The 25,386-nt window shown below is 58.0% G+C and carries 23 protein-coding genes and 2 tRNA genes; 13 read left to right on the forward strand and 12 right to left on the reverse strand.

What is annotated here, in order from left to right:
- Positions 1-24: 24 nt before the first annotated feature.
- The 4 genes from bioD to bioB are packed head-to-tail and all read right to left on the reverse strand — an operon-like array spanning position 25 to position 3,489.
- Positions 25-663, reverse strand: coding sequence for a dethiobiotin synthase (gene bioD, locus EDC28_RS09200; RefSeq protein ID WP_123421404.1), 639 nt, complete (start codon positions 661-663; stop codon positions 25-27).
- A complete protein-coding gene (locus tag EDC28_RS09205) occupies positions 642-1,379 on the reverse strand; it encodes a methyltransferase domain-containing protein (RefSeq protein WP_170164074.1) in 738 nt (245 codons plus the stop codon). The genes bioD and EDC28_RS09205 overlap by 22 nt, the downstream gene beginning before the upstream one ends.
- Positions 1,366-2,454 (reverse strand): aminotransferase class I/II-fold pyridoxal phosphate-dependent enzyme, encoded by a 1,089-nt coding sequence (locus EDC28_RS09210; protein WP_123421406.1) that lies wholly within the window; start codon positions 2,452-2,454, stop codon positions 1,366-1,368. Before EDC28_RS09210 ends, EDC28_RS09205 begins: the two co-directional genes overlap by 14 nt.
- Complete coding sequence (gene bioB / locus EDC28_RS09215) at positions 2,455-3,489, reverse strand: biotin synthase BioB (RefSeq protein WP_050658248.1); 1,035 nt, start codon at positions 3,487-3,489, stop codon at positions 2,455-2,457.
- A 98-nt stretch (positions 3,490-3,587) separates the two neighbouring features.
- Between bioB and bioA the strand changes: the two genes are divergently transcribed.
- Positions 3,588-4,859 carry an adenosylmethionine--8-amino-7-oxononanoate transaminase gene (gene bioA, locus EDC28_RS09220; protein ID WP_123421407.1) on the forward strand — a complete coding sequence of 424 codons (1,272 nt, stop codon included), beginning with the start codon at positions 3,588-3,590 and terminating at the stop codon, positions 4,857-4,859.
- A gap of 62 nt (positions 4,860-4,921) precedes the next feature.
- Here bioA and EDC28_RS09225 read toward each other — a convergent pair whose 3' ends face one another.
- From EDC28_RS09225 to EDC28_RS09240, 4 genes are read right to left on the reverse strand one after another with little or no spacing between them, the layout of a single operon-like run.
- Entirely contained in the window at positions 4,922-5,173 is a 252-nt protein-coding gene (locus EDC28_RS09225) for a hypothetical protein (RefSeq protein ID WP_050658250.1), read from the reverse strand.
- Positions 5,174-5,214: 41 nt separating this feature from the next.
- Complete coding sequence (locus EDC28_RS09230; protein WP_050658251.1) at positions 5,215-5,979, reverse strand: SAM-dependent methyltransferase; 765 nt, start codon at positions 5,977-5,979, stop codon at positions 5,215-5,217.
- Positions 5,976-7,721 (reverse strand): tetratricopeptide repeat-containing diguanylate cyclase, encoded by a 1,746-nt coding sequence (locus tag EDC28_RS09235; protein WP_123421408.1) that lies wholly within the window; start codon positions 7,719-7,721, stop codon positions 5,976-5,978. The genes EDC28_RS09230 and EDC28_RS09235 overlap by 4 nt, the downstream gene beginning before the upstream one ends.
- A gap of 2 nt (positions 7,722-7,723) precedes the next feature.
- The gene (locus tag EDC28_RS09240) at positions 7,724-7,939 is read right to left on the reverse strand and encodes a hypothetical protein (protein ID WP_050658253.1); all 216 of its coding nucleotides are present in this window, start codon (positions 7,937-7,939) and stop codon (positions 7,724-7,726) included.
- Positions 7,940-8,088: 149 nt separating this feature from the next.
- Here EDC28_RS09240 and asnS point away from each other — a divergent pair, with 149 nt between their 5' ends.
- The 3 genes from asnS (at position 8,089) to EDC28_RS09255 (ending at position 11,970) form a co-directional block, all read left to right on the forward strand.
- Entirely contained in the window at positions 8,089-9,489 is a 1,401-nt protein-coding gene (gene asnS, locus EDC28_RS09245) for an asparagine--tRNA ligase (protein WP_050658254.1), read from the forward strand.
- An 87-nt stretch (positions 9,490-9,576) separates the two neighbouring features.
- Positions 9,577-10,170 (forward strand): LemA family protein, encoded by a 594-nt coding sequence (locus EDC28_RS09250; protein ID WP_123421409.1) that lies wholly within the window; start codon positions 9,577-9,579, stop codon positions 10,168-10,170.
- Positions 10,171-10,173: 3 nt separating this feature from the next.
- Complete coding sequence (locus EDC28_RS09255) at positions 10,174-11,970, forward strand: M48 family metallopeptidase (protein WP_123421410.1); 1,797 nt, start codon at positions 10,174-10,176, stop codon at positions 11,968-11,970.
- Between the two features lie 28 nt (positions 11,971-11,998).
- Here EDC28_RS09255 and EDC28_RS09260 read toward each other — a convergent pair whose 3' ends face one another.
- The 3 genes from EDC28_RS09260 to yejK all read right to left on the reverse strand — a co-directional run bounded on the left by EDC28_RS09260 (position 11,999) and on the right by yejK (position 14,231).
- The gene (locus tag EDC28_RS09260; RefSeq protein ID WP_123421411.1) at positions 11,999-12,658 is read right to left on the reverse strand and encodes a hypothetical protein; all 660 of its coding nucleotides are present in this window, start codon (positions 12,656-12,658) and stop codon (positions 11,999-12,001) included.
- Positions 12,659-12,753: 95 nt separating this feature from the next.
- Positions 12,754-13,032, reverse strand: coding sequence for a PilZ domain-containing protein (locus EDC28_RS09265; RefSeq protein WP_123421412.1), 279 nt, complete (start codon positions 13,030-13,032; stop codon positions 12,754-12,756).
- A gap of 182 nt (positions 13,033-13,214) precedes the next feature.
- The gene (gene yejK / locus EDC28_RS09270) at positions 13,215-14,231 is read right to left on the reverse strand and encodes a nucleoid-associated protein YejK (RefSeq protein ID WP_050658259.1); all 1,017 of its coding nucleotides are present in this window, start codon (positions 14,229-14,231) and stop codon (positions 13,215-13,217) included.
- A 67-nt stretch (positions 14,232-14,298) separates the two neighbouring features.
- Here yejK and EDC28_RS09275 point away from each other — a divergent pair, with 67 nt between their 5' ends.
- From EDC28_RS09275 to EDC28_RS09315, 9 genes are all read left to right on the forward strand, one after another.
- Positions 14,299-14,523, forward strand: coding sequence for a YejL family protein (locus tag EDC28_RS09275; RefSeq protein WP_050658260.1), 225 nt, complete (start codon positions 14,299-14,301; stop codon positions 14,521-14,523).
- A 62-nt stretch (positions 14,524-14,585) separates the two neighbouring features.
- The gene (locus EDC28_RS09280; RefSeq protein ID WP_083445792.1) at positions 14,586-16,442 is read left to right on the forward strand and encodes a DUF3413 domain-containing protein; all 1,857 of its coding nucleotides are present in this window, start codon (positions 14,586-14,588) and stop codon (positions 16,440-16,442) included.
- A gap of 242 nt (positions 16,443-16,684) precedes the next feature.
- Positions 16,685-16,761 (forward strand) — tRNA-Pro (locus tag EDC28_RS09285).
- 219 nt (positions 16,762-16,980) lie between these two features.
- The gene (locus tag EDC28_RS09290; RefSeq protein ID WP_050660973.1) at positions 16,981-17,502 is read left to right on the forward strand and encodes a P-loop nucleotide/nucleoside kinase family protein; all 522 of its coding nucleotides are present in this window, start codon (positions 16,981-16,983) and stop codon (positions 17,500-17,502) included.
- A gap of 100 nt (positions 17,503-17,602) precedes the next feature.
- A tRNA-Pro gene (locus tag EDC28_RS09295) sits at positions 17,603-17,679 on the forward strand.
- A 93-nt stretch (positions 17,680-17,772) separates the two neighbouring features.
- Entirely contained in the window at positions 17,773-18,234 is a 462-nt protein-coding gene (locus tag EDC28_RS09300) for a hypothetical protein (protein WP_050660033.1), read from the forward strand.
- A gap of 124 nt (positions 18,235-18,358) precedes the next feature.
- Positions 18,359-20,113 (forward strand): N-acetylglutaminylglutamine amidotransferase, encoded by a 1,755-nt coding sequence (locus EDC28_RS09305; protein WP_123421413.1) that lies wholly within the window; start codon positions 18,359-18,361, stop codon positions 20,111-20,113.
- Complete coding sequence (ngg, locus tag EDC28_RS09310) at positions 20,103-21,839, forward strand: N-acetylglutaminylglutamine synthetase (RefSeq protein WP_123421414.1); 1,737 nt, start codon at positions 20,103-20,105, stop codon at positions 21,837-21,839. Before EDC28_RS09305 ends, ngg begins: the two co-directional genes overlap by 11 nt.
- On the forward strand, positions 21,839-22,702 hold the full coding sequence (locus EDC28_RS09315; protein ID WP_050660036.1) for a tetratricopeptide repeat protein: 864 nt from the start codon (positions 21,839-21,841) through the stop codon (positions 22,700-22,702). The genes ngg and EDC28_RS09315 overlap by 1 nt, the downstream gene beginning before the upstream one ends.
- Here the strand turns inward: EDC28_RS09315 and EDC28_RS09320 are convergent.
- A complete protein-coding gene (locus tag EDC28_RS09320) occupies positions 22,675-25,317 on the reverse strand; it encodes a putative bifunctional diguanylate cyclase/phosphodiesterase (protein ID WP_123421415.1) in 2,643 nt (880 codons plus the stop codon). The genes EDC28_RS09315 and EDC28_RS09320 overlap by 28 nt on opposite strands.
- Positions 25,318-25,386: the final 69 nt, after the last annotated feature.

The raw sequence follows: 25,386 nt of genomic DNA on the forward strand, positions 1-25,386 counted from the left end.
GCCGTAAAAAAGGCTGGCAGCCTATCACGGATGCCAGTTCACTTCGATATCGGCGGGGTTAGGGCTGTGGCTGGCGGTGGCCAGCAGCGGCGCCTGGATATGGCTTTTCAGATATGCCAGGTTCTCTTCAACGCGGTCCATCTTGCCAAGGCCACAGTTGGCCACCCACCCCATCAGCTCAAGGCCGTCACGTTCAATGGCCTCGGCGGTCAGCAATGCATGGTTGACGCAGCCAAGCTTCATGCCCACCACCAGCACCACGCCGCCGCCCCAGCGTTGAGCCAAGTCGGAAAAGCGCTGCTGCTCGTTAAGCGGCACCCGCCAACCGCCGGCCCCTTCCATCAACAGCCAATCAGCCTGTTGCTGCTGCCAGGGCGCCATGGCGCTCAGCACGGTATCGACATCGAGCGTCACCCCGGCTTCGGCTGCAGCCAAGTGCGGCGCGATGGGCGGCGCGAAATAAAAAGGGTTGTGGGTATCGAGGGGCAATTGCAGGTTGGAGTGACGCCAAAGGCGCTCGGCGTCGTCGCGGCCACCGGAGGCAATGGGCTTGAGCCCGGCCACCTTGTGCCCTTGGCGAGTAAGATGGGCAAGGATGGCACAGCTAATGTGGGTTTTACCGGCGTCGGTATCGGTGCCGGTTACAAAAAGGCGTTTTGCCATGAGATCAATCCAATTCGGTAGGTCAGTGGCAGCCCCAGCGGCGTACGTTTCGCCTCGATGGCGGCCACAAATTGGCGGTAACGCGCCTTGCCGGTCAGACCCTGGGCCCGCCCTGGCACATGGTGAGCGCCAATGCCCTTAAGGCTTTGGCGCAGCGCGGTAAGGTCATCAAAGTGCACCACAAAGTCTTTAACCTTGAGCCGCGCGCCGGTGGGCAGCATGGCTGCCAAATTGTTTTCATCGGGCATGGCCAGAAGATGGCCCTGGCTTTTGCCCCAGGCGCTCGCCAGCTCGTTAAGGCTGCCGGCCAGCGGCACCGTGAGCAGCGCCTGGCCGCCGGGGGCCAGTACCCGGTCGACTTCCCCAAGGGCCAAGGAAAGGTCACTGCACCACTGCAGCGCCAGGCTCGATACCAGCAAATCCACTGAGCCCGTGGCAAGTGGCAAGTGCTGGGCGTCGGCTTGAATAAAGGGGCAGTCCGGCGCTTTTTGCCGCGCTTCCAACAGCATGGCGCGACTGATGTCCAGGCCAAATCGCTTCTGGGCATTGAGCCTTGCCAGGCAGTAACCTGTGCCACAGCCCAGATCCAAGGCAGTATTTACCCTCGCGGGCACTGCTTCTAACAACCAGTCGGCCACTTGCTGCTGCAAGTGCGCGCGGCTGTCGTACTGGCGGGCAGCGCTGCCAAAGGCGCGGGCCACATCAGCAAGGGCCATGGCTGGCCTCCAGACAATCAAGCAGTGCATCCAATTGGGAAGTACTGAGCCCGGCGTTGAGGGTGATGCGAAGCCGGGCCTGGGGCACGGTGGGCGGGCGAATGGCCGGGCAAAAAAAGCCAGCTTCCAGCAGCCTTTGCGACAAGGCAAGGGCCGCCGCGCTGTCTTGGCATAGCACAGGTTGGATCGCCGTTTGAGAGGGCATAACGGCAATATCTCGCTGCCGGCAACCGGCCTGAAAATGGCGAATAAGCTCGCCAAGCTTTTCCCGCCGCCAAGGCTCGCTTTGCACCTTTTTAAGGTTGCTTTGCACCAGGTTGACGGTAGCGAGCGGCAGCGCCGTGGAATAGATGTATTCGCGGCAAAGGTTGTCGATGGCCTCCCCCAGAATCTGGGGGCCAGCCACAAAGGCGCCGCCGGCGCCAAGTGCCTTACCGAAGGTGGCCATCAGGATATCGGGCTTGGCGCCTTGCTGCTCAATCAGGCCGCGGCCATTCTCCCCCAGCACGCCGATGCCGTGGGCATCGTCGATATAAAGGGTTTGGCCAAGGGCCTTTAGGGCGGGGATGTCGGCAGTGTCGCCGTCCATGGAAAAGACGCCGTCACTGACAATCAGGCTGGGGGCTTTGATAAGCCCTTGCAGCTGGGCCAGATCCTGGTGGCGATAGCGCCGAAAACGGGTGCCGCTTTGCAAGCTGCCGTCCAGCAAGGAGGCATGGTTGAGGCGGTCGTGAAAGACCGGCACCTCGCCGAAGAGTTTCAGCACGCCGCTATTGGCGGCAAAACCGGAGGAAAAAAGCCGCACCGACTCAAAACCCAGCCAGTCGGCCAGCTCATCGCAAAGCTGCTGGTGCGCTTCGCTTTGGCCGCTCACCAAGGGCGACGCCGTTGCGCCGCCCCCAAAACCTTGCCCTTCGGCGGCGAGCGCCAGGTAGTCGTTACCGGCGAGGTCCAGGGCATTGAACCCTGCCACCTCTACCCGGCCTTGACCCAGGCGAGTCACTTGGCGGCTTTGCCGCCAGAGTCCTTCGGCCCGCGCTTTATCGAGGCGCGGGCCTAACCAGCTACTTAGCATTTAGCGCACTTCGTAGTAATTGACCGGGGCGTTTTCCATGGCAATTTGTGCCGACAGCACCGCTTCGGTGGTTTCGTCGTCGGCGCCGTGGTACTGCTCGGTGTTGATACCCAGTTTGGCGAACAGTTGCAGATCGGTGTTGGCTTCCGGGTTCTTGGTGGTGAGCAGCTTGTCGCCGTAGAAAATGGAGTTGGCACCGGCAAAAAAGCACAGCGCCTGCATTTCTTCGCTCATTTTCTCGCGCCCGGCCGAGAGGCGCACATGGCTTTGGGGCATCAAGATGCGGGCCACGGCAATGGTGCGCACGAATTCGATGGGGTCGAGATCGTCAACATTTTCCAGCGGCGTGCCTTTGACCTTCACCAGCATGTTGATTGGCACCGACTCGGGGTGCACCTCGAGGTTGGCCAGTTGCTGCAACAGGCCAGCGCGGTCACGCTTGTCTTCACCCAGACCGACGATGCCACCGGAGCAAATCTTCATGCCGGCGTCGCGCACATGGCTCAGGGTATTGAGGCGGTCTTGGTAGGTACGGGTGGTGATGATTTGCCCGTAAAACTCGGGGCTGGTGTCGAGGTTGTGGTTGTAATAATCAAGGCCGGCCGTTTTTAGTGACAGCGCCTGGTCGGCGGTCAGCATCCCCAAGGTCATGCAGGTTTCCAGGCCCAGGGCTTTCACCTCTTTGACCATGGTCATCACATAGGGCATGTCTTTTTCTTTGGGGTTCTTCCAGGCCGCGCCCATGCAAAAACGGGTGGCGCCCACTTCCTTGGCCCTGCGGGCTTCGGCCACCACCTTTTCTACTTCCAGGAGACGCTCGCGCTCCACTTCGGTGTGGTAATGGCCTGATTGCGGGCAGTATTTGCAGTCTTCGGGGCAGGCACCGGTCTTGATGGACAACAGGGTGCTGACCTGCACTTCATTGGGATTGAAATTGGCACGGTGCGCGGTTTGGGCGCGAAAAAGGAGATCGTTAAAGGGCAGGTTGAAGAGGGTTTCAATCTCGGCAATGGTCCAATCGTTACGCAGGCTCACAGGCGTTCCTTATCATTTGTCTTTGCTTGGCTAGTGTAGGGATAGCCGTTAAGCTGTCAACGCCTACCAGTTAAATCAGATTTACAGTTGGTTACTTAGTGAGCATTTCAAATTCCGACACCCAGTTCGACCGCCACCATATCTGGCACCCCTACACGGCCCTTCGCGATCCCCTGCCCACCTACCCCATTGCCCGTGCCAGCGGCGTGCGGCTCTACTTGGAAGATGGCCGGGCGCTGATTGACGGCATGTCCTCCTGGTGGGCCGCCATTCACGGCTACAACCACCCTGCCCTCAACGATGCTGTGACCGCGCAGCTGGGCAAGATGAGCCACGTGATGTTTGGCGGTATTACCCATGAACCGGCCATTCGCCTTTGCCAGCAGCTGGTGGCCATGACCCCGGCGCCCCTGGAAAAGGTATTCCTGGCCGATTCGGGCTCCATCAGCGTGGAAGTGGCGCTCAAGATGGCGGTGCAGTACTGGCAAGGGCGTGGCCAGCCGCAAAAATGCCGCTACCTGACCCCAAGACGCGGCTACCACGGCGACACGTTCGGCGCCATGTCGGTCACCGATCCGGATTCAGGCATGCACTGGATGTTCAAGGGCTTGCTGCCGGGCCATGTGTTTATGCCGATGCCAGAGACGCCCTTTGACAGGGACGCCAGCAATGACTTGGCCATCGCCGAGCAGTATTTTGCCGAGCACCACCAAGAGCTGGCCGCCGTTATTTTGGAGCCGGTGGTGCAAGGGGCTGGCGGCATGCGCATTTACTCGCCCGATTATGTGAAAGGCATTCGCGCCCTTTGCGATAAGTACCAGGTGCTGCTGATTCTCGATGAAATTGCCACCGGCTTTGGCCGCACCGGCAAGCTGTTTGCCATGGAATGGGCCGAGGTTTTCCCCGATATCCTTTGCCTGGGCAAAGCCCTTACCGGCGGTTATATGACCCTGGCCGCCACCCTCACCACCCAGGAGGTGGCGGATGGCATCAGCGACTCCCCGGCTGGCTGCTTTATGCACGGCCCCACTTTTATGGGTAACCCCCTGGCCTGCGCCGTGGCCTGCCAAAGCCTGGCGCTATTGAGCGAAAACCACTGGCAGCAGCAAGTCGCAGCCATTGAAGCCCAGCTCAAAGCCGAGTTACTGCCGCTCAGCGCCCATGAGGCGGTGGCAGATGTGCGGGTGTTGGGGGCCATTGGTGTGGTGGAAGTCAAAGAACCGGTGAAAATGGCCGAGTTGCAGGCCAACTTTGTTGAGCTGGGGGTGTGGATCAGGCCCTTCGGTAAGCTGATTTACCTGATGCCGCCTTATATCATCAAGCCGGATGAACTGACTCAATTGACCTCGGCCATCAAAGCGGCGCTGTAAATGGCGAGAAAAAAGGAGGCGGCTGCCTCCTTTTATTTATCTCTTCTTATTTATCTCTTCGCTTAGAAACCTGCGCGGCTGTATACCGCCACGGTGTCGCCTAAAAATTGCACCGTGATGGTCTTGTCACCGCTTTTCCATTGGCAGGATTGGGCCTTTAATACCGCATCGCCACAGCTGTCGGCTTTACCGAGCAGCGCTTCAACATCGGCTTTTTTCATGCCAACACTGAGTTTGTCGTAATTTTCCAAAGTAACCTTGGAGCAACCCGCCAGGGCGGCCATCAGGGCAAAAGGTAAGATCCAGCGTTTCATGTTGTTCTCCATATCAAACCCCTAGAGCATATGCCAGAGCCTTAAATGGCCTCTAGTCGCTCGCGCCAAAATTCATCCACCTCTAAAGGTTTCGTTAAGGCGGGCACCACCAAGGTGGTGATTTGACTGGTAACGGCGTGCTCGAGATCCTGCAGTTTCACCCGCTCGGCCCGGCAATCGCCGATGGGGTAAATATTGGCTTCGTAGAGAATGACGTCGTGGTCACCCGGGTACCATTGCATCAGCTTTTCAGCCAAAAGCGCCAACCACTTGGGCTCGGTATCGAAACGTTTGAGGCTCAAGTCGCCGGTTAGCCCCACCTGCCAAAGGATCAGTAGCGCGCTTGGGTCAATGCTGCGTTTAAAGAGTAAAAATTGGGTGGCTTCCATGCTTTGGCAGCCTCTTTTACCGGGGTCGAGGCCAAGGTCGGCATAAAGGCAGGCGTCGGCGGAGATCCCAGGGTCGAGGCGAGCCTCGATACCGGCCTTTTTAGCGGCCTGCATCAGCATATGAGGCACATCGGCAAAAATAGCCGGGTGCCCGTAAAAGACGGCGCAGATATTCTGGCCCTGCTCGGCCGCCGCCATCACCTGATCGCGCATATCGACATAGGTTTGCGGGCGATACTTGCCTTCGGCGTAATGGGTATGAAGGGACTCAAGATCGGGGCGGACATTTTGCAGCCAGGCTAGCGCCAGGCCATCAACCAGCGCAAACACTTTGTCTGCCGTTTTAATTTCACTGAGCGCCCTTTCACTCAAATGCTTACCCAGGGTTATCCCCAGGCCTACGATGACCAGACTCATACGGAGTTTTCCTTTTCCGTTGCCACTTCCACGCTGTTTTTGCCGTTCTCGCGGGCCAGGCACATGGCCTTTTGGGTCCGCTGGAGCAGGCTCTCAAAAGTGCTGTCGTCTTGGTTTTGTTGAGCTATCCCAAAACTCAATGCATAAAGGAGATCAAGATTAACGTCTTCGCCGCGTAGCCCCGGCCGCTGGCAGGCCCTGACCCGCTCTTTGGCCACTTCTATCGGCACATCTTCCATGACCGCCACAAACTCGGCGGCGCCAATGCGGCCCAGCAAGAACTCGGAGCCCACAGCCGAGGCAAAACGTTGGGCTACCCGGTGGATCACCCGGTCCGAGGTTTGCACACCGTATTGCAGGTTGAAGCGGTAGAAATTATCTACCCCAACTACCACTAAGGTTAGTGATTTCCCCTCGGCAAACAGCGCATCGCATTTTTTAAAGAAGGTGGTCCTGTTGTAGAACAGGGTTAGCTCGTCCCGCTCGGATAACGCCTTAAGTCGTTTTTGTTGATGGCGATTTCTAAAAAGCAGCACCATCAGCAGCGCGCAAAACAGTACCAAACCTAGCAGACCTTGCACCAACAACCAGAAGCGCTGGTGGGCGTTGTCGTCTTGCAACGTGAGCAGCTGGTTTTGCTGCTCGAGCAGGGAGATTTGCTGCTTTTGGCTATCAAATCGCAATTTGGCCTGCAGGTAGGATAGCCGGGTATTTTTGCTCTCATTAGCCAAAGACTCCACGGCACTGGCATACTTTTCGGTGTAATCCACCAGCTCTTTATCTTTGTCAGCGGCATTGATTTTGGCCATCAACAAATACAAGTCGCTTTTTTCTTTCCATTGGCTGCCCCCCAGCATATCGAGGCCACGGCTGGCCCAGCTGTAAGCGAGGGCTTTATTACCCAAGGCATAGAAACTTTTGGCAATGCCGACGCTGGTATTGAGCTGGCCGTCTTTGTAACCGGCATCGTCAAAGCCATTTTTGGCTTTCAAAAAATAGCCAAGGGCATCAGTGGCATCGTTCTTTTTCAGATAATAATGGCCAATCACCAGGTTGGCGCTGGCCACATAAATAGGGCCGGCACTCTTGGAGCAAACCGCTAATTGTTTTTGAGCCGCCGCCAGGCTTTGCTCCAAGTCGCCCTTGAGGTGATAGATGGTGGTCAACGATTGCTGGGCAATACAGCGCTGATAAGGGCTACCCCTCTCTTCCACCAAAGCCACCAGTTTTTCGGCATTGGCCAGAGCGGTATCAAAGTCCTCTACCCGGCTGTACATGTAAGTCATGATGTAAAAATAATCGACCTTGGCTTGAGTCTCGGTCAGTTTTGGATACAGCTCACTGGCCCGTAAAATGTATTCAAAACTGGCATCAAAGTGGCTGCGAATACCTTCCAGTTGGGCAAGTAAATAGAGGGCCCGCATTTTACGGTCTGGGTTCTCGGTGGCTTCAAGAATTTGCTTTAACGAAGCGGTGGCGGTGTCGTATTGCCCTTTCAATATTTCCTGGTGGGCTTGCAACAATTGGTAACGAATAAGCTCGTCTTCTGTGGCGCTGTCTATTTTACCGGCCAACTGCCGAAGCAAGGCTTGCGTTGCCTGAGGGTCTTTAACACGAGACGCTTCTGCCTGGGTCAGCAGGCTTTCAACATCCGACTCTGCCGCCTTTGCAAACAAAGACGGCCCACCAAGGGCAAGCAGTAAAAACGCTGTCGATGCCAGGCGGGCCAGCAGCTTTGGCAAAATTACTCTCCGAAGCTGGTTACAATACTGATGATCATATTGACGGAGGGGACAGCGGCCAGTGTACCCACCTGGGCCATGTCGCCTTGCAAGAGCGCATCCTGACAACGGCTATCCAAACCTCTGGATACCATCAACGCGCGGGGATTGTGTTGGAACTCACGGGCCACTGCAGCATCTCGGCCCAGCTCATTAAGGAAGTTCAATAACTCGACCATAAGTTTTCTACCTTCACTGGTTAACCCCGACCTAATGTACTCCTTTTAGCAGGGAAGTAAATTGCCCGCCAATGCCGCTTGTCTTGGCCTACGTTGCAGGTATCATGTCTGCTCCTTAACGAAGTGAAGCCAAATAAAAGGAAAAAGGCATGACGCAAGCGTCGGTAAAAGCGGTATTGGCCGGTGAGTTTCCGGTTGGTACCGAAGTGCAGGTTAAAGGTTGGGTACGTACCCGCCGGGATTCCAAAGCCGGGATCTCTTTCGTGGCTGTCTATGACGGCTCCTGTTTTAATCCCCTGCAAGCCGTCGTGCCCAATTCGCTGAATAATTACGAAGACGACGTCAAAAAACTGACCGCCGGCTGCTCAGTGGTTGTGACCGGCAAGGTGGTGGATTCTCCTGCCTCCGGCCAGGCCTTTGAACTGGATACCAGCAGCCTTGAGGTGCTGGGCTGGGTAGAAGACCCCGACACCTACCCCATGGCAGCCAAGCGCCACTCCATTGAATACCTGCGCGAAGTGGCGCACCTTCGCCCCCGCACCAACTTGATTGGCGCCGTGTTCCGGGTTCGTAACTGCCTGAGCCAGGCCATTCACCGCTTTTTCCATCAGAACGGCTATTTCTGGATGGCCAGCCCCATCCTGACCGCCTCCGATGCCGAAGGCGCCGGCGAAATGTTCCGGGTATCAACCCTGGACTTGGCCAACCTGCCGCGTACCGACAAAGGCGACGTGGATTTCAGCCAGGACTTTTTCGGCAAGGAAACTTTCCTGACCGTATCCGGCCAGCTGAACGGTGAAACCTACGCCTGCGCCCTGGGTAAGATTTACACCTTCGGCCCCACCTTCCGCGCCGAAAACTCCAACACCAGCCGTCACTTGGCGGAATTTTGGATGGTGGAGCCGGAAGTGGCCTTTGCCGAGCTCAAAGACATCGCCCAGCTGTCTGAAGACATGCTCAAGTTCGTGTTCAAAGCGGTATTGGAAGAATGCCCTGACGACATGGCCTTCTTTGCCGAGCGCGTCGATAAAGACGCTATCAACCGTCTTGAGAAGATGATTGATGCCGAGTTCGTGCGCATGGATTACACCGACGCGGTAGAGATCTTAAAAAACTGCGGCAAGACCTTCGAGTTCCCGGTGGAATGGGGTACCGATCTGCAATCCGAGCATGAGCGTTATCTGGCCGAAGAGCATGTTGGCGCGCCGGTTATCCTGCAGAACTATCCCAAGGACATCAAAGCTTTCTACATGCGCCTTAACGACGACGGTAAAACCGTTGCCGCCATGGACGTGCTGGCCCCCGGTATCGGCGAGATCATCGGTGGCTCCCAGCGCGAAGAGCGCCTGGACGTGCTGGACGCTCGTCTCGAAGAAATGGGCCTGAATAAAGAAGACTACTGGTGGTACCGGGATCTGCGCCGCTACGGCACCGTGCCCCACGCCGGTTTTGGCCTTGGTTTCGAGCGTTTGGTGTCTTACGTGACCGGTGTGCAGAACATTCGTGACGTGATCCCCTTCCCCCGCTCGCCGGGCAACGCAAAATTCTGATACAAAAAGCCCCGCACCAGCGGGGTTTTCTTTTTAGGCCATCCATCAGTAAAGTGTGGCTAACTCTTTGACCAAGGAAGAATCCCGATGACCGGATTGATCGTACTGGTGGTGATCGTCGCCATCCTCGCCTTTTGGCTGGTGTCCATTTACAACCAGTTGGTAACCCTCAAAGCCCGTTTTGAAAATGCCTTCTCGCAAATCGAAGTGCAGCTCAAGCGCCGCTACGACCTTATCCCCAACCTGGTGGAAACCGCCAAGGCCTACCTCAAGCACGAAAGCGAAACCCTGACCAAGGTCACCGAAGCCCGCAACCAGGCGCTGGCGTCCTTGCAAGCGGCCAGCAGCCAGCCCGGCAACCCCGATGCTATCCAAGCCCTCAGCCAAGCCGAGAAACAACTGACCAGCAGTCTGGCCGGTTTTAACGTGCAACTGGAGGCCTACCCGGATCTCAAGGCCAACCAGAACATGATGCAGCTCACCGAAGAGCTGACCGCCACCGAAAACCGAGTCGCCTTTGCCCGCCAGGCCTTTAACGACGCGGTGACCGGCTACAACATTTACCGCAAATCCTTTCCCAACGTGCTGGTTGCCGCCACCTTCGGCCACCCCAACGACGCTTCCTTGCTGGAATTTGAGGACAGCGCCGCCATCCAGGCCGCGCCCAAAGTCAGCTTCTAAGCCATGGATTTTTACAGCCATCAGGACCAGGCCAGAAAGAAGACCTTCTGGCTGCTGGTCTTTTTTGTGGCAGGGCTCTTGCTACTGTCGCTCGTTACCACGCTGGTGGTGGGCTTTGGCCTCAATGCCAACCAGAGCGACGGCTACCACGACACCAAACCGCTACTAAGCCTTGGCCTTTACAGCTGGGTGACGGCCGGGGTGATGAGCGCGGCGATCCTAGCCGCTCTTTTTAAGTACTTCAGCCTCAAAGGCGGCGGACGCAAAGTGGCCGAGGCCCTCGGCGGCCGGCGGGTGAGCCAAGACACTCAGGATTTAGCCGAGCGTAAAGTACTGAACGTCGTTGAAGAAATGGCCATCGCCTCGGGCGTGCCGGTGCCGCCGGTGTACATTCTTGAAAATGAGAAAGGCATCAACGCCTTTGCCGCCGGTTTTTCCATCAACGATGCGGTGATCGGCGTGACTCGCGGCGCCGTGGACACCTTCACCCGCGCCGAATTGCAAGCCGTTATCGGCCACGAATTTAGCCACATCTTTAACGGTGACATGCGCCTTAACCTGCGTTTGGTGGCGCTGTTGTTTGGCTTGCTGTTTGTGGGCCAGTTGGGCCGGCTGCTGCTGCACGCCGGCTCCGGGTCATCGCGGAACAACAAAAAAGACGGCAACGCCCTGCCCCTTATCGGCCTGGGGCTGGTGATCATGGGCTATCTGGGGGTGCTTTGGGCGCGCATCATGCAATCGGCCATCAATCGCCAGCGCGAATACCTGGCCGACGCCTCAGCCGTGCAATTTACCCGCCACCCCGAGAGCCTGGCGTCGGCCCTTAAAAAGCTGGGCGGCCATGTGGTGGCCTCGGCGGTGCAGCACCCGGACACTCAAAACTACAGCCATCTGTTCTTTGGCCCGGCGCTCACCGCCCAGTTTGGTGGGCTTTTTGCCAGCCACCCGCCCCTTCGCCAGCGCATTTTAAGGCTCGACCCCAACTGGGACGGTAACTACAGCCGCCAAGAACCCAATCAAGGCGAGATGGTCAGCCCCAAGGTCAAGCCAAGCCGCCAAGCCGATATCGCCATGCAGGCCGCCGTTGCTCTGGCAGCCACCCTGCCCTACGGCCTGGATAAAGCCAGCCGCGACCCACTGGACAGCTGCCACCTTGTCTTTGCGCTGCTGCTGGACCAAGACAGCGCGGTGCGCGAGCGGCAGCTGGCGATGCTGCAAAACCCAGCGCCGGTAGCCAAGCTCTTCGAACAGCTTGGCGAGTTGCAACCGGGGCAGCGTTTCCCACTGGTTGAAAAGGCCATTCCCAGCCTCAAGGCGCTGTCTGACAGCCAGTATCGCCAATTCCGGGACATCTTGATGAAACTGGTGCAGGCCGACGGCAAAACCAGTCTCTTTGAGTGGCTGCTCTACCGTTTGGTCACCCATCAGTTGGGCGCTCAATACGAAGCGCCTACCGGCCAGGGCATAAAGGTGCGCAAACTTTCCGCCCTTAGCGAAGAGGTGCAATTGCTGCTGAGCGCACTCGCCCGCCTAAACCCCGATGACAACGCCGCCACCCGCGCCTTTGGCATGGGCGCTAACAGCATGGGGCTTTACAACATCACCCTGTTGCCTGAGGCGCCTACGCCGCAGACACTGGGTCAGGCCCTTAGCAAGCTGCAAGGCGCCTCTGAGCCGGTACGCCAGCGTTTCTTGCAAGGGGCGCTCAAAGCCATCCGCCAAGACGGCGTGGTGACAGGAGAGGAAGCAGAGTTTTTCAGGGTGCTAGCGGTGTGCCTTGATTGCCCCGTGGCCTTATGAAAAAGCCGTGGCAACCGCCACGGCTTTTTTAAAGGGCAACCACCACAAACCGGCCGTGACGGGCGCCACGTAAGGGCAGAAAATACACATCGCCCACGGCGTAATAGCGGGTACCTGCAACCCACACTTCAATGGCGCCGGGGGGTAAGGCGCTGACCACAGTGCCCACCGCCCAAATCTCACTGGGGTCGACCAGGCCGTAATAGCCATAGCTGGGGTACCAGCGGTAGTAACTGTCGTAGGCGCTGTAAAAGGTCAGGCCCCCTAGCACAAAGCTCACCGCCACCCTTGGCAACTGGCGCACATAGTAATGATGGCGCGATGGGTGCCAGTGCTGGGTATACCCGGAATACCGGGGCCGCTGCTGCTGATGGTAACGAGGCTTGGGCTGTTGCCAATGGGGATAGGACGGTTTGCCCTGCCAATCGGAGCGGTGTTTGGGCTCGTGGCGCTGGCCCTGCCAGTTATCCTGGCGGCGATGCTCTTTGCGCCCCTTATGTTCTTGGGGCGCAAAGCGTTGGCGTTTGAACTCTTCGCCTTTTTGGCGGGTTTGATGGGGGTTATTGAGGGTGACCGACTTATTTTGCCACTGGGGCGGGTCACGGCGGCGCTGCTCATCCCTGTCGGCGTAAGCTGGCATGGCCAGCACCGCCGTTGTCAGCGCCATGGTAAGGGCTGCTTTTAACATAAGGGACTCCTGTGACAGCTTTCCCTTATAAGACCGCAGCACCCCGGTGAAAGGTACAGCGGACCGCCCTTTTGTTTAAAAAGCGCTCACCTTTGTTAGTTTGAGAAAGAAAGGCCGACTTCAAAGCCCGGATCTTTGGCCTCGCAGCGGATCACCACGGCATCGGCCATAAAAGGCGGCAGCCGGTCCATGCCCCCTTCTATCTTGACTTGCACCTGAGTGCCTTCGGCCAGCGGCTCATCAAGCATCACCCCCATGCCGTTACCGCTCAAGTTGCTGCAATGGCCGGCAAGATGGGCATCCTGCACGATTATCTCTACCGGCGAGTTGATTTCCATACGCCGCTCGCGGCGCAGATCTTCGGCTCTTATCATGCTGTTCCCCTTCAAAAGTACCGCATTCTTATTGTGCTCGGGCAGCCTGAAGGCTACCGCTCTCCTGCCTTTTCCCTACCAGCCGACCGCCGGGAAAAGTTGCGCTCTGTCGAGAATTTATACTGCCGACCGGCAGAATCAAGCTCCTTGGGCCAATAAAAAACCGGCTAACGCCGGTTTTTTCAATCCGTGCTACCTAGCCGACGTTTTAGCTGGTCGCGCAGGTTGGCCGGTAAGCCCTTGATGGTGAGGGTGTCGGTAGCGGCGTTGTAGACAACCCGCTCGCCCAAATGCTTTTCTTCAAAGCTGATGGTGACGCCAGCGCCGGTACCGGAAAATTTCACCAGCGGCTTAAGGGCACTTTGCTCGACAGGGAATTTGTCTTCCAGGCCGTATTCGCCTTGCACCGCGAAATCGGCAAAGCGGCTTTCCCCTTCCCAGGGCGGCAGTGCATCGGACAGCTCTGCCACATTCACCTCGTCACCGCTTGAGGCCTTTTCCTTACAATAATCAAAGACCTGTTTGCCCACTTCCTGGCGCTCCTGGCCTTCAAGGCCTGCTGCGGCGCAGTAGTCGTCCACGGCGGTGAGCAGGGCCTGGCTCTGGGCCTTGGCATTAACCCCTTCTTCGCAGCCGAGAAAATCGAGGAAGAAATCCGAGACTTTGCGCCCGGCGCGGCCACGGATAAAGCTGATGTATTGGCGCCGCTCAGGCTCCACCTGCCAGGCGGTTAAATCGATACTGGCCGCCAGTTGCAGGCTTTTGAGTTCCAAAAAGCGGGTCTGGCCCAGCTCCAGGGCGTCAGTGATGGTCACTGAATCCTGGGCTTTGAGCTGCATTACCAGCAGTTTGTCTACCGCCAGATGCTGGTAGTGGGCAATCAGCAGATAACCGGTTTCAATCAGCGCGTAGTGATTGAGCTGGGCTTGCAGCAGTTCGGCGGCTTGCAAGGAGAAGGGCACAAAGGGCTGCTGGCCGTCGAGGTAATTGGCCAGGGCTTCGGCAAAGCCGCTACCACCGTCTTTAAAGGCGGCAAAACCTTTACCGGGCTTGGCGGCGTAGCTGGCGTGCAGCTCGGCAATGAGGTTGGACACAGCGTCACTATTGGGTAGTTGCTGCTCACGGGGACGCACCACCAACAGGCCTTCCTGGTTAAGATCCAGGCGATGAAGAATAACGGCTTTAACGTCGATGCTCATAGGGTATCTGGCAGGTTAACAGGGCGTGGTATCATATCAGCTTTGCTGACAGACCGAGACCACCCCCATGCCCTTTCAATCCAAATACGACCCCGAGCACATCACCAAACTGTCCAGCGACATGCTGGCACTGCTGACTAAAGAAAAGGTGCCGGTAGACTTGGCGCTGATGGTGCTGGGTAACGTGCTGAGCAACGTGGTCAACGACAACGTGCCGGCAGGCCGGCGCAGTGAGCTGGTCAAACAATTTGCCAAAACCCTTGAACAAAGTGTGGTCAGCGGGCACCACTGATTGCCGGGCGGGGCATTCAATGTGACAATGTTCCCGCCAAATCAACAACAAGCAGACAGGCAATGACGGGACAGGAAAAGGACAGATTGGAGCCACGGCTGGCCGAGCGTATTTCCAGGCTGATTAACTGGGGCCACTGGTTTACGTTCTTCAATATTCTGCTGGCGATGCTGATCGGCAGCCGCTACCTCATTGAAAATGGCCTGCCCGACACCTTCCTTGGCCTGCTTTATACCCTTGTCACCTGGGCCGGGCATTTTGCCTTCCTGGCCTTTATCGTTTTTGTTATCACCCTCTTTCCCTTTTCAATATTGGTGCCGCTGCCGCGACTGGTGCGCTTTTTCGGCGCCTTGGTGGCGACCCTTGGCCAATTGACCCTGGTGGCCGACACCTTTGTGTTCAGTCAATACCGGCTGCACCTTAACGGCTTCTTGTGGGATTTGATTGCCTCAGGCGAAGGCCAGGTGCTGACCCGCCACTATTTTACCTGGATGGCCCTTGGCATCCTGCTGGTGGTGATTTTTGCCCTGGAGCTGGTGGCTGGAAATTTCCTCTGGCGCCGGCGCCACCGCTTTAAAGAAACCCGCATGGGTTTTAACGTGGCCGCTGCCTTTGTGGTGTGTTTTTTCGCCTCTCACAGCATGCACATCTGGGCTGATGCCCGGGTTTATTACCCCATTTTGCGCCAAGGGGCGGTGTTCCCTGTCTCCTACCCCGCCACAGCCAAGACCTTCCTGGCCAGCCACGGCCTGCTGGACATGGACGATTACCAAAAGCGGCTGCAAGACACCAAAGGCACCGAAAGCCTGTTAAAGATGCCCAAGACCCTGGCCCCCTTTAGCCACCCCGACACCAAGGTCATAGTGGTAGTGGTTGAGGGCCTGCGAGCCGATGCCCTGGCCCCCGACACCATGCCAAACCTCGAAGCCCTGGCCGAGAAGGGCCTTCGCTTTAATGAGCATTTCTCCGGCTCCAACGAGCCGCGCGACGGTATGTTCAGCTTCTTCTATGGCCTGCCGGCGGTTTATCAAAACGCTGTCAAGCTGGGCCGCGACCCGTCCTTACTGGTGCAAAGCTTTAAAGACCTCAACGACCCCATCGGTGTTTTCGCCTCAGACGGCCTCACCCAAAACGACCTGGGGCAAACCGCCTTTCGCGGCATGAGCATTGCGGATTTTAGCGGCAGTGTCTCCCACCGAGACCAGCAGGCGCTGGACGCCCTCCTGGATTGGACAGCCAAGCGCCAGGGCGGCTACTTTGCCTACCTGCAACTGGGGGCACCGGCCAGCTTCTCTACGCCCAAGGATTACCCCAACCCCTTCCAGCCAGACTGGCCGGTGGTGAACCTGGCAGAGCTGGACGCCAGTAGCGATGTCGATCAGGTGAAAAACCGCTACCTCAATGCCGTGCACTACAGTGACGATCTGCTGGGCAAACTTATCGACACCCTCAAAGCGCGGGGCGAGCTGGACCACACCCTGCTGCTGGTCACTTCCGACCATGGCATGGAGTTTAACGACAACAAAAACGACACCTGGGGCTACAACAGCGACTTCAGCCGCTATCAAACCCAGGTGCCCCTGGTGATCAACTGGCCCGGCATGGCCCACCAGACCTTCAACGGCCTGACCAGCCACCAGGATATTTTGCCGACCCTGGTGGGCAGCGCCCTGGGTAGCCAGGTGCCTGGCAACCAGTACAGCTCCGGCACCAGTCTTTTTGCCGACCAGCGGCCTGGCTGGGCCATTCTTGGGGATTTCCATGAGTTCGCCATCTTGCAAAACGATCGCGTGCTGGTCATGAACCGCTTCGGCCAGTACAGCATTCGCGACAACCACTACCAGCCAATTAAAAAGGCCCATGTCAGGATTGGCACCCTGATGGAAGCGTTAAAAGAACTGAAACGCTTCTACCGGTAAAAAAAGCGGCCAGCAGGCCGCTTTTTTATTGCCGTACTTTTGCTGGGCTACTGATATTGCAGGTAAAAATACGTGGCTAAGTGCCGTAAAGGGCGAAAAGTCGCCCTCTTAGGCCCATCTCGGGCAAAAAGTCGCCAAACAGACCGTCAAGCTCCAAACAGGGCTTGCATGAAAAGCGCGGATGAGTAAACTTGTCGGCGTTGCAAGGCAAGTCCCCACGCTTATTGCAACAACGTGGTCAACGGCGCGTAGCGCAGCCTGGTAGCGCACTGTCATGGGGTGTCAGGGGTCGGAGGTTCAAATCCTCTCGCGCCGACCATAACGGAAAAAGCCCTCGTCGAAAGACGAGGGCTTTTTCTTTATCTACGCCTTGCCTACCGTTTCGTTGCCGGGCATGCTGGGGACATGACGTTTTTTACCTTTTATTTCAGCCAGAAAATTATCGCCATTCCCTAAATGGCGGGCTGAACCTTGTCTTCCCCAACCCGCCTCGAAAGGCGGGTTTGTCGTTTTTCGGGGCCTTAATCAGGAGAGCGCCATGCCCCACCCACAATTGCACCTTTTCTGCGGCACTATCGGCTCGGGTAAATCCACCCTCGCCCACCGCATCGCCGCCGAGCAGCGAGCACTGCTCTTAAGCGAAGACAAGTGGCTTGCCAACCTCTATGGGCCGCAAATGACCAGCCTGGCTGATTACGCCGCCTTCGCGCCTCGCTTGAAAGCCGCGCTCTTTGAGCATCTGGTTGCCCTGTTAAAGGCCGGCAATACCCTAGTGCTGGATTTTCCCATGAACACCCGCCAAAGCCGGGCCTGGGCGCAGCAGCTCATTGCCGCCGCGAACACCGGCCATCAGCTTCATTGCCTTGATGTGCCCGAAGCCATTTGCCTTGAGCGGCTGTTGGCCCGCAATCGCAGGGGCGAACATCCCTTCGCCCCCAGCGCCGAGCAATTTGCCGCGGTATGCCGCTACTTTGAGCCACCAGGCAGTGACGAAGGGTTTGTCCTTTGCCATCACCCCTGGGCAAATTCCGGGCAGGGCGCGCACAAAGCCAGCAGTTAAGCGCAAGGGCGCAAACTTTGCTTGCATCCGCCGCTCAGATCGGTGAGAGTAGCGGCCGCTGCATGGCAAGCCCCCACGCTTATTGCAGCAACGTGGTCAACGGCGCGTAGCGCAGCCTGGTAGCGCACTGTCATGGGGTGTCAGGGGTCGGAGGTTCAAATCCTCTCGCGCCGACCATAACGAAAAAGCCCTCATCGCAAGATGAGGGCTTTTTTCATGGCGCTTTTGCCGCCACACTGTCGTTCCACCAACCTCAACGAGCTACCGCCTATGTCGCTGGTCCTTTGCCATATCGATGACAGCTTCTCCCACACCATGCTGCTGGAAAGAGGCAGTCAATATCAGCTCCTCGACGACGAAGAGGCCCTGCTGCACTACCTGACTGAAGATTACCTGGGCATGGTGGCCCACGCTGGCGAGCTGGACGAAGACCAGCAAGAGTCGGCCCGGGAGCGCTTTATCCAACTGGGCCAATTCATGGAAGGCCAGGCCCTGGCCGATGCCCTGAACGATCTGACCGTTGGCCTTCGCCGCATCGTTTATCTGGACAGCCTCGACGCCCTTTGCGAGCAAAGTAGCCCCTTTGCCGACGCCCTTCGCCGCTTCTTCTGGGAGCAAGACGAAGATGGCGACGAAGACGACCCAATAGCGCCGGTGCCTATGGACAGAGCAGACGATCTGCTGGCGGTACTGGATGAGTTTTTGGTCGACGGCGAATACCGCCATATCTAAATTGCAGGCAGCTTACTGTTAGCGAAGATGAGCGTAAGCTGCCGCAACATTTCATTCGTGTTGAAATATTTAAGTCACTTTCCCATGATAGAAAACTGGCAAGCAACGAGAGGATATCGTGGCTATGTGCGGTTTTTACGGGCACTATCGTCAAGGTGACAATCATTTTGACCCACAGCAACTCGAACGCGCACTCCAACAGCTGACCCCCAGAGGGCCAGACGCCGAAGGCCGCTACCAAACAAACGGCCTGCTGCTGGGCCACCGGCGGCTTAAAATCATGGACCTTTCCGATGGCTCGGCCCAACCCATGGTGGACGACACTCTGGGGCTGGCCATGGTCTTTAACGGCGCCATCTACAACTACCCTGCCCTTCGCCAGGAGCTAAGCGCCCTGGGTTACACCTTTCACTCAGACGGTGACACCGAAGTGCTGCTCAAGGCCTTCCATGCCTGGGGGCCGCAGATGTTGCCTCGCCTTAACGGCATGTTTGCCCTGGCGATTTACAACCTCGCCGACAACAGCCTCTTTTTGGCAAGAGACCGCCTCGGCATCAAACCGCTTTACTTAAAACCGGAAGCTGGCGGCCTGCGCTTTGCCTCTACCCTGCCGGCGCTTCTCGGCAAAGGTGAAAAACCAGCGCTGTCGGCCAAGGGCCTGGACTTTTATTTAAATTTTCACGGTGTTACCCCAGCGCCGGACACCGTGCTAGAAGGCATCGAAAAGCTCCCGCCAGGTTACTGGCAGCGTTTTGGCAGCAAGGGCACCGAACGCCAATGTTGGTGGCAACCCGATTTTGACCACAAACCCGTACTGAGCGAGGCCCAGTGGCTAGACAAACTGGCCCACAGCCTTCGCGGGGCGGTTAAACGGCGCAATCTGGCCGCAGTAGACGTGGGCATACTGCTCTCTGGCGGCCTTGACTCAAGCCTTATTACTGCGCTGGTCAGCGAAGTGCACCCCAAGGTCCAGACCTTTTCAGTGGGCTTTGAAGGCGCAGGCGGCGAAGAAGGGGACGAGTTTCGTTACTCCGACCTTATCGCACAGCAGTTCGGCACCGAGCACCACCGCATTCGCGTTGACGAAGACACCCTGCTTAAAGAACTGCTGCCGGCCATTAGCGCCATGTCTGAGCCCATGGTCAGCCACGATTGCATCGGCTTTTACCTTTTATCCCGGCACGTGGCGCGCCATTGCAAGGTAGTGCAATCGGGCCAAGGGGCCGATGAAGTTTTTGCTGGTTATCACTGGTACCCACCGATGCAAGACACCTCGGCACCGGTTGACTGTTATCGCCAGCACTTTTTTGACCGAAGCATTCAAGAGATGCAAGAGACCTTACTTCCACCTTGGCAGCAGGGCGATTTTGCCGGCGACTTTGTAAAAAGCCATTTTGCGATGCCCGGCGCCACGCTGGCCATCGACAAAGCCCTGCGCCAGGACAGCCAGGTGATGCTGGTAGACGATCCGGTTAAGCGGGTAGACAACATGACCATGGCCTTTGGTCTGGAAGCGCGAGTGCCCTTTTTGGACCACGAACTGGTTGAGCTTGCCGCCAGCATGCCGCCACACCTGAAAGTGCCGGGCGGCGGCAAATACCTCTTGCGCCAGCTCGGCTATCAATTGCTGCCCAACGCGGTAATAGACAGGCCCAAAGGCTATTTTCCGGTACCCAAGCTCAAGTACATCCAAGGCCAGGTGCTGGCGCTGGTCAAAGACACCCTGTATTCAGACCGGGCCAAGGCGCGGGGCCTCTTTAACCCCCGCTACCTTGACCGGCTTTTTAGCGCGCCTGAAAAGGCACTAACCCCCCTTGGCGGCAACAAGCTGTGGCAACTGGCCAGCCTGGAACTGTGGATGCAAGCTCATGACCTATGACAGCCAACGCAACACCCAGCATCGCCTGCAACGTACCCGCACTCCCGGCTACCTGCACCATGGCCCAGATAACGGCAAAAGCGACGTGGTGATCGACTGCGGTTGGGGCCGCTTGCTGCTGTCTCATACCTTCAGCTCGCCAAGTGCCTTGGCCCAGGCCTTACTGCAAGAAGGCGAAGACAAGCGGGACATCGCCCTTTATGTGCGCGACCCCCACAAGGTACTGGCCAAGGCGCCCCAGCAACTCTTTTTAGACCCCTCCGACACCTTGCGGTTGTGGCTGAGCGACTATCGCCCCAAAGCCACCCCTATTGGCGGTATTCGCATTCGCCGCGCCCAGGACAAGGCCGACGCTTCGGCCATTAATCGTCTGTACCGCCAACATAGCCTGAAAGTCATCCCAGATACCCTCCCCGCCGAGGCAAGGCTCTCTCAAGGCCATTTATTGTTGCTGGCAGAAGACGCCAGCGACGGCACCGTGATAGGCACCGTCACTGGCCTTAACTACCGGGAATTGGCCGACGACCCGGACCGAGGCAGCTCTCTTTGGTGCCTGGCGGTAGACAGAGACGCCGCCCGCCCCGGCGTAGGAGAAGCGCTGGTGCGCTTTTTAGCCGAGAAATTCCAAGCCAAGGGCGCCGCTTTTATGGATCTGTCGGTCATGCACGACAATAGCGCCGCCATCGGTTTGTACGAGTCCCTGGGCTTTCGGCCGCTGCAAAGCTTTGCCATCAAAACCCGCAGCGCCTTTAACCAAAAGCTGTTTATGGGGCCGCAGGATTTCTCCGGCCTGAACCCTTACGCCCGCATCATTGTCGACGAGGCAGTGGCAAGGGGCATTGATGTAACGGTAACAGACGCCGCCAGAGGGCTTTTTACCCTGCATCACGGCGGCAAGGACGTGCAGTGCTTTGAATCCTTAACCAGCCAGACCCACGCCTTGGCCATGCTGCGCTGCCAGGATAAATCCCTGACCCACCAGTGCCTGCGCCGCGCCGGCCTGAAAACCCCGCCCTACCGGCTAAGTGACGGCAGCCAAGCAGACAAGGCGTTTTTGCACCAGCAGCAACGCATCGTCGTCAAACCCCTGGACGGTGAACAAGGCAAAGGCATCAGCATTGATGTGCGCCAGGGCGACGAACTGGAGGCCGCCATTGCCCTTGCCAAACACCATGGTGACCAGGTGCTGCTAGAAGCCTTGATGCCCGGCAACGATGTGCGCATTTTGGTGATCGGCAATAAAGTGGTGGCCGGCGCCCGGCGCGAGCCGCCTTTTGTGGTGGGCGATGGCAGGCTCAGTATCGGCGAGCTTATCGCCAAACAGTCGCGGCGCCGGGAAGCGGCCACCGGCGGAGAATCCCGTATTCCGGTTGACGACGAGACCATTCGCACCTTAAAGGCTCAAAAGGTTGATTTAGACACCGTACTTGAGGCCGGTAAAAGCCTGGCGGTAAGGCGCACCGCCAATCTGCACACCGGCGGCCGGCTGGTGGACGTGACCGGCCAGCTGCACCCACACTTGGTGGATGTGGCCCTCAAAGCCGCCAAGGCGCTGGATATTGCCGTGGTGGGCATGGATCTGCTGGTGCCGGATGTAACCCAAAGCGAGTACGTCATTATCGAGGCCAACGAGCGGGCCGGTCTTGCCAACCACGAGCCTCACCCCACGGCCCAGCGTTTTATCGACCATCTCTTTCCCCTCTCTTGCCAATATAAGGAGCCCTGATGCGTATCGCCGTGCTGGCCTTGTTGTTTTCCCTGCCGCTGTTTGCCGCCGAACCTTTGGCAGATAACGCCGATAAAAAAGCGGCAGACCCGGCGCCAAAGCGCACCGAACTGCCGCCCTTGATGGAGCGCTACCTGCTGGACGAGCTTAAGACCCTGCGCACCGACATGCTCGAATACAAGGCACAGGTTGCCAAAGAAATGGCCCAGCGCGATGTGAGCTTGTCAGAACGGGCCCTGACCTACTCCACCAATACCGTCAGCTATTTTTTCTACCTCATTGCTGGCGGCGCGTCGGTACTGGCGCTGGTAGGCTGGCAGAGCCTTCGAGAGATCAAGGCCAATACCAAGCAGTTTGCCAACGACGAGATAAATCGCCTGACCCAGCAATATGAAAAGCGCCTTAAAACCCTGGAGCAGGAGCTGCGGCGCAAAACCTCGGCCATCGCCGACCAACACAAGGAAATAGAGCGCCTGGGGGACATTCACTCGCTGTGGCTCAAAGCCTCACAAGAGCCCAGCCCCCAAAACAAAATCGAGATCTATGACGAAATTCTTTCCCTTCGCCCCGGAGATCTCGATGCCCTTACCCATAAGGCCGATGCGGCCATGATGATGAGCGAGCGTCGCTGGGCACTGTCTATTTGCAACAAGGTGTTGGCGGTAGACAACAACAACGCCCACGCCCTTTACCAACGGGCCTGCGCCCTGGCCGGTCTTGGCCAAAAAGAGCGGGCACTGTCAGATCTGGGCCGGGCCATCAACCTCTCTGACGCCCTGCGCCAATCAGCCCGGGAAGAAGAAGACTTTGAAGCCTTAAGCGACAGTAGCGAGTTTCAGGCCATGGTGGCCGGCAGCGATTGAAGCTCTTCAAGCAAGGTGGGCTGGTCTATGGCGTAGCCCTGGACCATGTCCACGCCCAAGCGTTTTAAAAGGGTCAGGGTCGCCTGATCGGTTACATACTCGGCGATGGTAACTTTCCCCAAGGCCCTTGCCAGCGAGGCAATGGTGCGCACCGCCACCCGATCAAAGTGGGTGTTCTTAATTTCCCGGATAAAGGCGCCATCAATCTTGATATGGTCAACCGGCAGCGCCTTTAAATACGACAAAGAACTCATGCCCGAGCCAAAGTCGTCCAAGGACAAGGTGCAGCCTAGGGCCCGCAGCGCATCCATCAGTTCGGTGGCGTGGCCTAGGTGTTCGATAACAGCGGTTTCGGTTACTTCAAAGCACAACCGCTCTGGCGCCAATTGACCTTCTTTGAGGGTAGCCAGCAGCCACTGGCAAAAGCCTTGGTCAGAGAGCGACGCCCCGGAGAGGTTAAAGGCCAGGCGCTCGGCAGGCCTGGTGGCGAGCCAGGCAAGGCCCTTGGCGATCACCGCTTTATCCAGGGCCACCATCAGGCCATAGCGCTCGGCGGCCGGAATAAAGCGCCAGGCCGGAATAAGCTCGCCGTTGTCCCAAAGCCGCACCAGCACCTCCCGGTGCACCACCGTGGTCGGTTGCTCGGTTCGGGCAATGCTTTGCACCGCCAGCGCCAGGCGGTGTTCCGAGATGGCGCTTCGCACCTTTTCGGCCCAGACCATGGTCTCTTCACGGGCTTTGAGCCAACCGTCGCCGTCGCGGTAGCACTGCAAGCGATCGCCCCCTGCTTCCTTGGCGGCGTAGGCGGCCATATCGGCAATACGTTTTAAGTCGGCGGTGTCGCTGGCAGCGCCAAAAGGTACCAGGCCCATGGAGGCGGTGATCGGAAACTGGTGCTCGCCGGCTGCCACCGGCGCCTGGCGAAGGGCGTCGAGCAGTTGCTGGCCTTGGCCGGGCAAATCCTCGCCGCTCAGCACAACGGCAAATTCATCGCCTCCCAAGCGGGCAATAAAGGCTTGCGGTGCCAAAGCGCTACTTAAACGCTCGGCCACCCCCAGCAGCAGCTGGTCGCCTTTTTCGTGGCCAAAACGGTCGTTCACCAGCTTGAACTGGTCCAAGTCCATCAGCAGCAGGGCCTGGCAGGCAGTACCTTGCTGCCAGGCTTTGGTCAGGGCCTTGTCGAAGGCATAACGGTTGGCAAGGCCGGTGAGTGCGTCGTGGCTGGCTTGATGGCGAATACGGCGCATCAGCTCAGCCTCGTCGGTTACGTCCCGAAGCAACCCTTCAAACCCAAATTCAACCTTACTGAGTACCACTTCGATATGGCGCTCCACCTCGTTGATGCGAAGCGGCAGCTGCACCCGCACCGAGTCTTCGCCGCTATTTAAGCGCTGCTTGGCCTCACGCCAGCGCTGCTGGCCACGGAGCTGGCTAAACACCTCGCCGATATCCTCGTTGCCAAAAAGCTCGGCCGCCCCTTTTGATAAAAACTCCGGCTCGCCGCGCTCATCCAGGCTGAACACCAAATGGCCCCGTAACCCTTCGATAAGCCGGCGGTATTTGGCTTCTCTGGCGGCAAGGTCGGCTTCGGCCAGTTTAAGTTGGGTGATGTCACGAACCGTGATGGCAAGGTTGCTTTTGGCCCGCACCCCTTGCAGGTGCAGGCTGCGCCCAGCAACGGGTTCCAGGCTGGTAATGATGCTGTCGCCAATGTCGAGCGCGGCCAGTTGGCCGGTTAACGAGGGCGCTGCCAAGGCCTCGCAAAAGGCGCTTAAGGTCATGTCGGGTGCCGGGCTTACCAGCCGCACCGCAGAGTCGTTGTATTCGGCAAGGTGCCACTCACCGCCGTCTGGGGTGAATACCAAAAGGCCATCGACTGACGCCTTGGAAGCGGCCTGGAAAATGCCGCGGCTGCGGTTTAGGGCCCAGGCCCTTTTTAGGGAAAAGTGCATCAGTACCGACAGCATCAGCGCCACCACCATGGCGCAGCCCAGCATCAGGTACAGGTGGCCATTAAGGCCGGCAATTGGCGAAAGCTCTAGCTGCAGATTTTTGTTAAACCAGATAAAAGGCTCGCGGATGGTCACTTCACCGGGGTGGCCAAGGGCGTATACCGCCTGCTCATCTAGCCGCACCGCGGCGGCAAAACCGGTGGCAAGGGCGCTGTCGATGATGGTGGGCAGCACCTGGCAAAGGGCGATGCCGTAGCGAATAGCGCCAAGGCGCGCATTGATGGGCTCGCTCCCCCACAGCCACTGGCAACCTTGGGGCACCTTTTCCTGGCGGGCGATACGCAGGGCGCCGCTGCCGTCCACCCAGGCCAGATAACCCAGCCCCGGCAACATGTTTTGCAGGTTGCCGGCTTCCTGGGCAAACCAGTTCTCGGTATTGGGGTGGGTTTCGGGCCACACCGAGGCCAGCTGCTTGATGGCAGCCTGGCGTTCGGTGGCAAAGGTTTTGAGGCGCTCGCGAATTTGCAGGGCCAGGATGTGGGTTTGTTGGCGCTGGTGGGCCCGGCTTTGCTCTATGACCCAATAGCCGGTGCTGCCCAGCAAGGTCCAGAGAAACAGCAGCAGCGCTACAGGCAGCAGGCGATGGGGAGTAAGGCCAGACACGGTTAAGGCTCAGGCTTGTTCTTTAACCCAAAAGCTTACCCCCGCTCCATGACAACGCGGTGACAAAGG

The sequence above is a fragment of the Gallaecimonas pentaromativorans genome (assembly GCF_003751625.1).
GTDB lineage: Bacteria > Pseudomonadota > Gammaproteobacteria > Enterobacterales > Gallaecimonadaceae > Gallaecimonas > Gallaecimonas pentaromativorans.

Coding starts and splice junctions, on each gene's coding strand:
- yejK (WP_050658259.1), bottom strand. CDS start 14,231: ATGAGCATCGACGTTAAAGCCGTTATTCTTCATCGCCTGGATCTTAAC.
- EDC28_RS09300 (WP_050660033.1), top strand. CDS start 17,773: ATGTCGCTGGTCCTTTGCCATATCGATGACAGCTTCTCCCACACCATG.
- EDC28_RS09290 (WP_050660973.1), top strand. CDS start 16,981: ATGCCCCACCCACAATTGCACCTTTTCTGCGGCACTATCGGCTCGGGT.
- asnS (WP_050658254.1), top strand. CDS start 8,089: ATGACGCAAGCGTCGGTAAAAGCGGTATTGGCCGGTGAGTTTCCGGTT.
- EDC28_RS09260 (WP_123421411.1), bottom strand. CDS start 12,658: ATGTTAAAAGCAGCCCTTACCATGGCGCTGACAACGGCGGTGCTGGCC.
- bioD (WP_123421404.1), bottom strand. CDS start 663: ATGGCAAAACGCCTTTTTGTAACCGGCACCGATACCGACGCCGGTAAA.
- EDC28_RS09305 (WP_123421413.1), top strand. CDS start 18,359: ATGTGCGGTTTTTACGGGCACTATCGTCAAGGTGACAATCATTTTGAC.
- EDC28_RS09225 (WP_050658250.1), bottom strand. CDS start 5,173: ATGAAACGCTGGATCTTACCTTTTGCCCTGATGGCCGCCCTGGCGGGT.
- EDC28_RS09230 (WP_050658251.1), bottom strand. CDS start 5,979: ATGAGTCTGGTCATCGTAGGCCTGGGGATAACCCTGGGTAAGCATTTG.
- EDC28_RS09210 (WP_123421406.1), bottom strand. CDS start 2,454: ATGCTAAGTAGCTGGTTAGGCCCGCGCCTCGATAAAGCGCGGGCCGAA.
- EDC28_RS09315 (WP_050660036.1), top strand. CDS start 21,839: ATGCGTATCGCCGTGCTGGCCTTGTTGTTTTCCCTGCCGCTGTTTGCC.
- EDC28_RS09280 (WP_083445792.1), top strand. CDS start 14,586: ATGACGGGACAGGAAAAGGACAGATTGGAGCCACGGCTGGCCGAGCGT.
- EDC28_RS09255 (WP_123421410.1), top strand. CDS start 10,174: ATGGATTTTTACAGCCATCAGGACCAGGCCAGAAAGAAGACCTTCTGG.
- EDC28_RS09240 (WP_050658253.1), bottom strand. CDS start 7,939: ATGGTCGAGTTATTGAACTTCCTTAATGAGCTGGGCCGAGATGCTGCA.
- EDC28_RS09265 (WP_123421412.1), bottom strand. CDS start 13,032: ATGATAAGAGCCGAAGATCTGCGCCGCGAGCGGCGTATGGAAATCAAC.
- EDC28_RS09250 (WP_123421409.1), top strand. CDS start 9,577: ATGACCGGATTGATCGTACTGGTGGTGATCGTCGCCATCCTCGCCTTT.
- ngg (WP_123421414.1), top strand. CDS start 20,103: ATGACCTATGACAGCCAACGCAACACCCAGCATCGCCTGCAACGTACC.
- EDC28_RS09205 (WP_170164074.1), bottom strand. CDS start 1,379: ATGGCCCTTGCTGATGTGGCCCGCGCCTTTGGCAGCGCTGCCCGCCAG.
- EDC28_RS09275 (WP_050658260.1), top strand. CDS start 14,299: ATGCCCTTTCAATCCAAATACGACCCCGAGCACATCACCAAACTGTCC.